This window comes from Flavobacterium cheonanense (assembly GCF_039539185.1).
In the GTDB taxonomy this organism is placed as follows: Bacteria; Bacteroidota; Bacteroidia; order Flavobacteriales; family Flavobacteriaceae; genus Flavobacterium; species Flavobacterium cheonanense.
The window spans coordinates 168,103-179,088 of the sequence record NZ_BAABCT010000005.1; the positions used below are offsets into that span (position 1 = coordinate 168,103).

Sequence of the window (10,986 nt, forward strand, 5' to 3'; positions counted from 1 at the left end):
CTCACTCCTATTTTACATGACTCCAGAACAACTAAAATTATTACAACAACTTGCAGAGTTGGGCGATGTTACTTATTTCAAAAGAAGTAGAGAGACTATTGTTAAAGCAATTTCCAATATGGACGTGAAAGCTCTTGAAGTGATTTTAGATGAAAGTAACACCTATCAAGATGTTTCAAAAAAAGTGTTTCTGAACAAATTAAACGAGTTGTTCAAGGACCTTAAAAAGACAGATGATTATTTGACTATCAATGATGGAAAATGCCAATCTGACGAATGTCCAAATAAAAATAAATGTGGGGTGTTGTTTAGTGGCAATAAATCAGGAAATAACTTTCCGTTAATTATCGAAAACGATGAAAATAATAATATTAAAGAGCTTTATTATTGTAATGATTTTCATTGCGAATCAGACCTTGACGGAAATAAAAAAGGGAAATCGCTATATTATAAAATTTATGAAGAAGAAAAGTCCGATTTCATCCCTAACGCTAACTTTGAATTTATTAATTCCAAAGCAGTAAAAGCATTAAATGAAATTAAAGAATTTCGAGAAAAATCAATACCTAAAGAAGAACTTATCAAATGGGTCAACACCTATGCTGATTTTTTTAGTACCCTATTCATCTTTCATTTAAGATATAAAAATGAAGAACTTTTTTATCATTGTTATTCTAATTCAAAACAAATAGTTGACTTCATGCTACTTGAACAAGAGGCTACCAATGCAGTGGAGTTATTTGATACATTAGTAATTGATAACGAAATGAATTTACTGAAATGGCTTTCAGAAAATGAAAAGTTAAAAGCGGATATGATGCTTTTCATTTATTTCTTTATTAATGAAAAAACACCACAGTCCAAAATTATAGAAATTGATAAAAAACTAAACATTTCCATAAGCAGTGACTATTTTAAAAACTGCCTTCGGTTCAATCAAATCATAACAATCTATTATGACAAAATTTTAGCGAAATATAAGGTACACAACATTGATTATAATTTAACAACTGCTGATGGTATAATAAATAATGAATCGTCGCTTAAATTTCATTTGGCTCAAAGAGGCGTTCATACTGATACTATAAAATATTCGTTTAATCCTGGGAAAAATTCATTTCTTTATGACGCACCCAATTTAGGTCAGTTAGAAAAAGGAGTATCTTATGGAGATAATAATGATGACCGAGATATTTCTAAAAATGATACTGATAGTTTTGAGATAATTTAAGGTCAATACTGAAGTGTAAAATTCATCCATAGTATGATTAGTTATATAAATGACAATAAGATTCCTAACAAGTTGAATTTTTATGACACCAATCATCGATTTGAAACTATTAATGAGTTGCTAGAAAATATAAAACATGAATTAATACCCTAAATAATTATGAAAAGAGTTTACTTATTAGTTATCACATTATTTTTATTATCGCTTAACATGTCAGCCCAAAAAGTATATTCTGTTGAATATGCTAACCAAGCCGATGTAAAAGTGTTTGTCGTTGATTATGAGAACCAAGCCGATTTAAAAGTCTTTAAAGTAAAATATCAAAATCAAGCAGTCAAAAATGAAGGCAGATGGTTTTTTACAGACTATGCGAACCAAGCTGATAAAAAAATCTTTTTCGTTAAATATGCCAATCAAGCCGATTTGAAAATCTACTTCGTAAAGTATGCCAACCAAGCTGGGTGGATTAATCAATCTAAGTTACATTTAATGTACTAATATATTCAGCTTAAAACCTTGAAAAAGATTGTTATTCAATAATGGTTAAGTAGCCTCCTTCTCTGCAAAATAAAATGCTAATAACCATTAAGTTTATCTTTTGCCCAGGATTCCCTCTTTGGGAACAACGTAGTTAATCCCACATTGGCTTCGAGATCCTCAGGCAACGTTGCACTTCCGTATAGTTGAAGTGTATTATCCAAATATCAAATTTGCTTTTCTTTTTTAAATGTAGAAGGTGTCATTCCTTTTTTATTGAAGAAAACTCTATTAAAATAGCTAAGCGTTTCAAAACCACATTCAAAAGATATTTGACTAATTGTTTTTTCTGATTGGACCAACATTCGGCAAGCTTCGTTTATTCTTAACTCATTTAAATAATCAGAATAGGTTTTTCCTGTGGCTTTTTTGAAAAATTTACAGAAGTTACTTTCCGTCAAATAAATTAAGTCTGCTGCTTGTTTTAGAGAAATTTTATTATAAAAGTTGTTTTGTATAAATGAGCAAACTTTATTAATCCGTAGCTCATTTTTTTTAGATACAACATTATGAAAAGCATTTGGTGCAATCAACCTTGCTTGCTTTTTAGAGAGTACGTCCAAAATCGAAATCAACTTCAATACCCTATCCACTCCTTTCGCTTCGGTCAAATCTGTAATTTCTGAAACTAACGCTTCATCAATCTCAAAACTTATTCCTCTTTCAGAATGTTGCAACATGTTCTTAATCAATACACTTTCATTAAGTTCTAAGAATGGTGCTATAAATTCCTTAGAAAACTGAATTACTACAGCATCCGATTTTACGTCATCCTCTAATTTACCAGACCAAGTATGCGGCAAATTGCTTCCCAACAAAACTAAATCACCATTGCTAAAATATTCATAAGAGTTCCCAACAATTCTATAGCCACTGCCCTTAACAATGTAGGTTAATTCAAATTCTGGGTGATAATGCCATTTGAATTCAAAAAAGGGAACCTGAAAACGATAAGCATAAAAACTCGAAGTTCCTTTTTCTGATGGGATGTTCTCTAATGTAGCTTTCATATGTAACTATTTATTGTTTTTAAAGGTCATATGTTATCGCTTTATTTTCATTGGTGTTTGCAAGCAAACGAGTTTGTTTATGGCGATTTCATAATATACTATAAACTTTAAAATTTATAATCATTCAAAAATAATTCAATATAGTGTCATAATTAAACAAATTAATGTTAAATCTTACCAAAACGAATCAATAGTTTTGAAATTCCTAAAATAGAATGTTCCATTTTAATTTACTTTAATTTAATAATTAGAATATGCAAACACTACCAAAATCAATATCAGAATTTCTTGAAACGCCTTATTCGCTTTCGCAAGAACAAATTGATTTCTATCAAAAAAATAGATATATCAAATTGAAGGAAGTTCTAAATCTAGAAACAGTTATATTCTTTAACGATGCTATTACAAAACAAGTAAACGCAATGAACCAAGAGCAAACAGCACTTGAGGATAGAACAACGTACGGAAAAGCATTTCTGCAATTATTCAATTTATGGTTGGAAAACAATGTTGTAAAAGAATTAATTTTTAGTAAACGAATAGCTAAAATCGCATCCGATTTAATGGAAGTAAACGGAGTTCGTTTATACCATGACCAAGCTTTGTTTAAAGAAGGTGGCGGTGGAATTACTCCTTGGCACGCCGATCAATATTATTGGCCATTAGAAACTGATAAAACGGTTACGGCTTGGATGCCATTGCAAGCAACACCACTAGAAATGGGTCCTTTAGAATTCAGTGCAGGAAGTCATACAATTGTGGAAGGTCGCGAATTGGAAATTGGAGACGAAAGCGAAGAAGTAATTCAGAAAAAACTACGAGTTACTGATTTCAAACATGTTATTGAACCTTTTAATGTTGGCGAGATTAGTTTTCATTCCGGTTGGGTGTTTCATCGTGCTGGTGCTAATGTAACTGACGAAATGCGAAAAGTCATGACCATCATTTATATGGACAAAGACATGATTCTAAAAAATCCTGAAAATAAAAACCAGATACACGATTGGAATACTTGGTGTCCGGGCGCAAAAATTGGTGAAATCATCAACTCTCCTATTAATCCAATTCTATATTCAAACTAATATGGATGTAAAATATACCTGTACCTATTGGGGTTGCGAACATCAATCGGCAAAAGAATTTCTATCCAATGTTGTGAACAATGGTTATGAAGGTGTGGAAATCAATTTCCCTGATGATGCAAATTTTGTGGCGGAATTTCTTGAAGAGTTAGTGAATATTAGAAACACTATTAATCCTAATTTTATTTTTATTGCGCAACAAGTATTATCCAATAAAAATGAAACAGTTGATGAGTACATTGAAAGAATTACAAAACGATTGGAATTTTTAACCACTTTAAAACCAAATTATATTAACTCTCATACAGGAAAAGATTTTTATGATTTCAGTGATAATTGTAAAATAATTGAAATCACAGAACATATTGCTCGAAATTCAGGAATTCCTATTTGGCATGAAATTCATAGAGGCAGATTTTCATTTCATTTAAAAACGCTTTTAAGATATATTGACATCTACCCCAAATTAAAACTAATTGCCGATTTCTCTCATTTTTGTGTGGTTTCAGAAAGTAATTTGGAAGACCAAAAAGAGTTATTATCCAAAATTTATCCCAATATAAAACACATCCATGCTCGTGTTGGCTTTGAGCAAAGTCCGCAAGTAAACCATCCTTTCGCACCAGAATGGAATTCGCATTTAGAACGCTATTTAAGTTGGTGGAAAGAAATTATTGAAATTCAAAAGAAAAGTAACGGTTCTCAAATAACCATTACACCTGAATTTGGACCATTTCCTTACATGCCTCAAGAACCTTTCACAAAGAAACCGCTTTCGAATCAATGGGAAATCAATCTTGAAATGAAACACTATTTACAACAAAACCTTTAACCAATGAATAAAAACAACAAAAACTATATTCTTTTTATTGCCTTAAGTGCAGCGCTTGGTGGCTTATTATTTGGCTATGACACGGCTGTGATTTCGGGTGCAATTGGTAATCTAACCGAATATTTCCATTTGACTCCTGTTGAAACTGGCTGGGCTATTTCAAGTGCATTGGTTGGCTGTTTAATTGGTGCTTTTTTCTCTGATTATTTGAGTAACCGATTAGGACGAAGAGCTACAATGCTAATTACGGCAATTCTTTTTATTCTAAATTCTGTTGGAACGGCGCTACCCAATTCATTCACCATGTTTGTGCTATTTCGTATTGTGGGCGGAATTGGTGTTGGTATAGCTTCTATGGTTGTACCGATGTATATTGCCGAAATTGCTCCACCAAAAAGACGTGGTGCTTTAGTAGGCAACTATCAATTAGCCATTGTTATCGGTATTGTTGTGGTTTATTTTGTGAATTACTTCATTGCTTTACAAGGTGATGCCCATTGGAATTTGAACATTGGATGGCGTTGGATGTTTGGTTCTGAAATCATTCCTTCTATCCTATTTCTCGTTTTTATATTTCTAATTCCCGAAAGCCCTAGATGGTTATTGCAAAAAGGAAAATCGGAACAAGCTGTTGCCGTATTAGAAAAAATAAACGCACCAGAAGACGTGGCTCAAGTGCAATCTGAAATTCAAAATTCATTGGAACAAGAAGACAAAGGTCAGTTTAAAAATCTAATGAATCCAATCTATAAAAAAGCACTGTTTGTTGGCATTGGTCTTTCTATTTTACAACAGCTAACCGGTATCAATGCTATATTATATTATGCTCCAGAAATTTTTAAAAGTTTAGGTAGTTCAACCGATGCTTCTTTGTTGGAAACCAGTATTTTAGGTATTGTAAACTTAATTTTTACTTTATTAGCCATTAAATGGGTTGACAAAATGGGAAGAAAACCGTTGCTTTACATTGGCTCTGCTGGAATGACTATTTCATTGGCAGCAGTAGGTATTTTCATTTACAATGAAGCTGTTGGGAATTATGTACTACCCTTTTTAATACTTTTTATGGCTTCTTTTAGTATTTCTTGGGGACCAATTGTTTGGGTGTTGCTATCAGAAATTTTCCCAAATAAGATAAGAAGTTTGGCATTGGCGATTAGTGTTTTTATTCAATGGGTAGCCAATTTTGTAGTAACACAAGTTTTTCCAAGTTTGATTGAAAACCAATGGTTGAAAGATAATTTTAATGGAGCTTTTCCGTTTTATTTGTTTTCTGTAATCTGCTTATTTTCTTTATTTTTCGTTTGGAAAAAAGTACCTGAAACCAAAAATAAAAGTCTAGAACAAATGGATGCCTTATGGAAATAAGAAAAACACTCTTTAACGGATTATTATTCATTTGTTTTTGGAGTATAAATGCTCAAAACAATGCCAAATTTGTAAACACCTTTATTGGTACGGATGGCACCGGACACACATTTCCAGGACCTTCAATGCCTTTTGGAATGGTACAACCCGGACCTGATAACAATATCGCTGGTTGGAATCATACGAGTGGTTATCAATACAAAGACACTTTGCTTTTGGGATTTTCACAAACGCGTTTCAGCGGAACAGGAATTGGTGAAATGGGTAACATTTTGTTGCTTCCATTCCATGAAAAAAAGTCGAAACTTAAAAACAGTTATCATAAAAATTCTGAAAAAGCGAGTGTTGGCTATTATTCATTAATCAAAAAAGATGGTGTCAAAGTAGAATTAAGTTGTTCAGAACGAGTTGCATTTCATAAATATACTTACCCAAGTAAAAACGCAAAATTGTTAGTAGATTTCCAACATGGATTTCAATTTCTAAACGATAGTTTGGTTTTGGAAAGCGACATCAAAATCGAAAACAATAACACTATTTCTGGATATTGCAAAACGAAAGGTTGGGTAACCAAAAAGTATTTCTTTACAATTCAATTTCAAACGCCATTTGTGGCATCTAAAGAACTTCCGAAAGAGAAAAAGCAAAATGCACCCAAATACATTTTGGATTTTAATTTGTCAAAAAATAGAATTTTGCAGATAAAAATTGCTTTATCAACGGTAAGTGTTGCAGGAGCAAAACAAAATTTAAAATCAGAAATTCCACATTGGAGCTTTGAAAAAGTAAAACAAAATGCCGAAAAAGTTTGGAACGACTATCTGAATCGAATTGAAATTGAAGCACCTCAAAAACAAAAAGAAATCTTCTATACCTCGCTGTATCATTTACTTTTACAACCTTCCAATATTGCCGATGTTGATGGTAACTATCGCGGTGCCGATGATAAGATTGCATTAGCACCAAATAAAGCCTACTACTCTACTCTATCCATTTGGGATATTTACAGAGGTGCCTTTCCGTTGCTTCAAATTATAGCACCAGAAAAAATTGATGGTATTGTAAATACCTTGCTTTTGCATCACAAAGCCGCTGGATTTTTACCCATTTGGACGGCTTGGGGACAAGACAATTATTGTATGATTGGTAATCATGCCATTCCTATGATTTTATCGGCTTATACTAACGGATTTGATGGTTTTGATAAACAAGAAGCACTTAAAGCAATGATTGAAACTTCTACCAAAAGTCATATTAATTCCGATTGGGAATTGTATAATCAATACGGTTATTATCCTTTTGATAAATTAGATAATGAAGCGGTTTCAAGGACTTTAGAAAGTGGTTATGACGATTGGTGTGTGGCGCAAATGGCTGAAAATTTAAACAATAAAATAAATCAAGTTACCTTTCAAAAAAGAGCCAATTATTATAAAAACCTTTTTGATAGTGAAACAAAGTTATTTAGAGGTAAAGATACCAATGGCAATTGGAGAACGCCGTTTGATCCATTAACAGCAACTTCACCCATGAACAATCCAGGCGATTATACCGAAGCCAATGCCTGGCAGTATTTTTGGACTCCAGCACAATACGATATCGATGGTATGAAAAATCTATTGGGTGGCAAAAAGGAATTCACTAAAAAACTGAATGATTTCTTTACTATTGAAAGTTTAAATCCAAATAAATTTTTAGGTCAAGAAGCGATGATTGGTCAGTATGCACATGGTAACGAACCTAGCCATCATATAGTGTATTTATATGCTTCTTCGGAAACCCCTAAATTTGGACAAAAATACATTCGTAAAATCATTAACGAATTTCACAACAACACGCCTGATGGTATGATTGGCAACGACGATTGCGGACAAATGTCGGCTTGGTATATTTTGTCTACGTTAGGTTTTTATCCTGTAAATCCTGCCAATGGCGAATTTGTTCTTGGTGCTCCACAAGTTAAGAAAGCAACTTTGCATTTAAAAAACAACAAAACTTTTACTATTGAAGCAACTAACTTCTCTAACGAGAATATTTTTCAAGAAAACCCTAAACTGAATAGTACTTCACTATCAAAACCATTCATAACCTATTCAGAAATCATGACTGGTGGCACTCTTAATTTTCAAATGACAAACCAATAAAATATCTTATGCGAAATTTATATTTAACAATAGTAATTCTAGCGTCATTCACAATGAATTCACAAGAAAAAAATGCAACTAAAACGGAAGAGAAATATCAGATATTACCTTTTGGAAGCATAAAACCCTCAGGTTGGATAAAAGAACAAATGCAAAAAGATGTCGATGGTTTTGTAGGTAATTTGGATAAATTGGTGCCTGACTTAATCCATGACCCTATTTACAGCACAGGTAGATTGCACAAAAATAGCACGATTAAAGATTTAGGAAACAATAAAGAAGGTGATGCCGAAGGCAGTGAACAATACAAATGGTGGAACAGCGAAACGCAATCCAATTGGTGGGATGGATACATTAGAAACGTAATTTTAATCAACGATAAAGTGGGTCTTAAAAAGGTAGAAAAATACATCCAAGAGGTTTTGAAAACTCAAGATGAAGACGGCTATATTGGTATTTACGATAAAGAATTACGTTACCAATTCAACTCTGAAAATGGCGAATTATGGTCTAAAGCAACAATGTATAGAGGTTTACTAGCCTATTACGAATACTCAAAAGATAAAAAATTGTGGAACGCTATTGTGAAAGCAGTTGACAATGTAATGACCAATTATCCTATTGGAACATCTAGTCCGTTTTCTTCTGGTACTGCATTTAATGGTGGTGTTTCTCACGGATTGACTTTTACCGATGTTTTGGATAAAATGTATCAAATTACAGGCGATACAAAATATACCGATAATGCGCTGTTTCTGTATCAAGATTTTAGCAAAACCTATCAATCAGAAAAAGATGTGCAATTGAGCAATATTTTAAATCCCAATTACAAATTGCAATCCCACGGTGTGCATACTTATGAGCATTTGCGACCACTACTAGTTGCTGCTTATGCTTCTGATAATAAAGAACTACAAAAAGCACTTCAAATTTACATTCAACGAATTGAAAATACTACAACCCTAACTGGTGGTGCTATTGGAGACGAATGGATTGCTGAGCGAACTGCCGATGCTACTCACACTGGTTATGAATATTGTTCTCTTCAAGAATTATTAGATAGCTATTCTGTTGTGTTTCAAAAGCAAGGAAATCCGAAAACTGCTGAAGCCATTGAAACTATTTTTTACAATGCAGCTCAAGGTTCTCGAAACCCAGATCATTCTTGTATTGCTTATCTTAAAACCGATAATTCCTTTGAAATGGAAGGCACAAAAAATGGTGAAATCGAAGCCGACCGAAAACAAACACGTTACAAATATTCTCCTGCGCACCAAGATGTAGCGGTTTGTTGCAATCCTAATGCTGGACGAATTACGCCTTACTTTATAGAAAAAGCATGGTTGAAAGAAAATAAAAACACCTTAGTAAATGTGCTTCTAATGCCCAATAGTATTACCACTAAGATTCAAAATAAACCCATCACCATCGAGACTGTAACGGAATATCCTTATGAGAACAAATTCGTTTTCAAAATTTCAAATCCAAAGCAAGCTTACTTTGTTTTAAAAATTAGAAAACCATCATGGGTGAAACAGATTGTAACGAATGAAAAATATACCATTGAAAACGACTTTATTGTCTTCAATAGAAAATTTAAAAAACAAGAGGCGCTAACTATAGAATTCAAAGCCGAAGTTCAAATAAAAAAAGACTTGAACAACGAAAACTATTTCAGCTATGGTGCATTATTTTATGCTAAACCTATCGAAGCTTTTGAACAAAAAGGTAAATCTTATTTCACCAATTTTGATGATTTAACCTATAAACCAAAAGACAACCATCGTTTTGAATTTATTGAAGAAAACCAAGCTTCTTTCAATAAGGGTCAAATTACAATCAAAGCAAAAAATAAAACAACCCAACAAATAGAAAACATCACGCTTATTCCATTTAGTAAAACCATTTTGAGACAAGTAAGTTTTTAGAGGTTTTGACCTAATTTACCTAAACTATTTATGCAACTTTCAGACTCACGAAAGTTGCAAAATAGTATCAAAGTAAACCCTTAAAATTCACCACGAAAACTTATCGTAAAAATTCATAAATCCCTTATTTTTAGGGTTTTTTTTGATTTATAGCATTTTTAAATAATTGTTTTTCAAATAGTTACAAAAATAAAAAAATTAGTAGTATTCCTACACATTGTTAAAAAGTAAAACCGATTGTCAATAACTTTGACTTTCTTTTTCGTTTAAAATTAACAATCTTTGTATCTGTTGGTCAGGCAAATATCCGGAGGTTTGCTCAGAGGCAAAATTTATTATTTTAATTTAATACTTACAAATTATGTCAGTAAAGTTTAAGGTTCTTCAAAGAAAGAACCCGCAAGACATTCTTGCACCAGAAAAATTCTATGCTGCTGCTATTGCAGACGGCGAAACCGATTTAGAAAGACTCGCGGAGTTAATTTCTTATCAATGTACTGTGACCGAAGCCGATTGCTATGCGGTATTGATGTCGTTAGAACACAATATCATTGGCGAATTGAACGAAGGTCGTATTGTAAAATTGGGACGTTTGGGTAACTTCCAAGTAGGATTAAGTTCTGAAGGTAAAGACACCGCAGAAGAGGTATCTTCTAGTGTTATCAAAAAGAACAGAATCCTTTTCAGACCTGGTAAGAAAATGCGCAATTTGTTAAGCACATTATCTTACAAAAAAGTCAGCTAGAACCCCGAAACTAAGTAATTTAGTTTGTAAGACCTCGAGTATTCCAGTGCTCGGGGTCTTTTTTTTGTGCATTTTTTCACGAAAATTTTCGTGATTTCGTCCCGACAAA

Annotated in this window: 9 protein-coding genes; 8 read left to right on the forward strand and 1 reads right to left on the reverse strand. The window is 32.8% G+C overall.

Annotated features, from left to right (window positions below; all coding sequences use genetic code 11):
• Positions 1-16 precede the first annotated feature (16 nt).
• Positions 17-1,231 (forward strand): hypothetical protein, encoded by a 1,215-nt coding sequence (locus ABD766_RS10590; RefSeq protein WP_344816664.1) that lies wholly within the window; start codon positions 17-19, stop codon positions 1,229-1,231.
• 159 nt (positions 1,232-1,390) lie between these two features.
• Positions 1,391-1,729, forward strand: coding sequence for a 7(1) septoil knot domain-containing protein (locus ABD766_RS10595; protein WP_344816665.1), 339 nt, complete (start codon positions 1,391-1,393; stop codon positions 1,727-1,729).
• A 206-nt stretch (positions 1,730-1,935) separates the two neighbouring features.
• Here the strand turns inward: ABD766_RS10595 and ABD766_RS10600 are convergent, their stop codons facing one another.
• On the reverse strand, positions 1,936-2,778 hold the full coding sequence (locus ABD766_RS10600; protein ID WP_344816666.1) for an AraC family transcriptional regulator: 843 nt from the start codon (positions 2,776-2,778) through the stop codon (positions 1,936-1,938).
• A gap of 254 nt (positions 2,779-3,032) precedes the next feature.
• Here ABD766_RS10600 and ABD766_RS10605 point away from each other — a divergent pair, with 254 nt between their 5' ends.
• The 6 genes from ABD766_RS10605 to ABD766_RS10630 all read left to right on the forward strand — a co-directional run bounded on the left by ABD766_RS10605 (position 3,033) and on the right by ABD766_RS10630 (position 10,877).
• Positions 3,033-3,860 carry a phytanoyl-CoA dioxygenase family protein gene (locus tag ABD766_RS10605; protein WP_344816667.1) on the forward strand — a complete coding sequence of 276 codons (828 nt, stop codon included), beginning with the start codon at positions 3,033-3,035 and terminating at the stop codon, positions 3,858-3,860.
• A gap of 1 nt (position 3,861) precedes the next feature.
• The gene (locus tag ABD766_RS10610; protein WP_344816668.1) at positions 3,862-4,692 is read left to right on the forward strand and encodes a sugar phosphate isomerase/epimerase family protein; all 831 of its coding nucleotides are present in this window, start codon (positions 3,862-3,864) and stop codon (positions 4,690-4,692) included.
• Between the two features lie 3 nt (positions 4,693-4,695).
• Entirely contained in the window at positions 4,696-6,060 is a 1,365-nt protein-coding gene (locus ABD766_RS10615) for a sugar porter family MFS transporter (RefSeq protein WP_344816669.1), read from the forward strand.
• The gene (locus ABD766_RS10620; protein WP_344816670.1) at positions 6,051-8,204 is read left to right on the forward strand and encodes a GH92 family glycosyl hydrolase; all 2,154 of its coding nucleotides are present in this window, start codon (positions 6,051-6,053) and stop codon (positions 8,202-8,204) included. The genes ABD766_RS10615 and ABD766_RS10620 overlap by 10 nt, the downstream gene beginning before the upstream one ends.
• Positions 8,205-8,257: 53 nt before the next feature.
• Positions 8,258-10,132: a beta-L-arabinofuranosidase domain-containing protein gene (locus ABD766_RS10625; protein ID WP_344816671.1), complete on the forward strand. Its 1,875-nt coding sequence runs from the start codon at positions 8,258-8,260 to the stop codon at positions 10,130-10,132.
• Positions 10,133-10,493: 361 nt separating this feature from the next.
• Positions 10,494-10,877 (forward strand): HU family DNA-binding protein, encoded by a 384-nt coding sequence (locus ABD766_RS10630; protein ID WP_344816672.1) that lies wholly within the window; start codon positions 10,494-10,496, stop codon positions 10,875-10,877.
• The last annotated feature ends 109 nt before the right edge of the window (positions 10,878-10,986 follow it).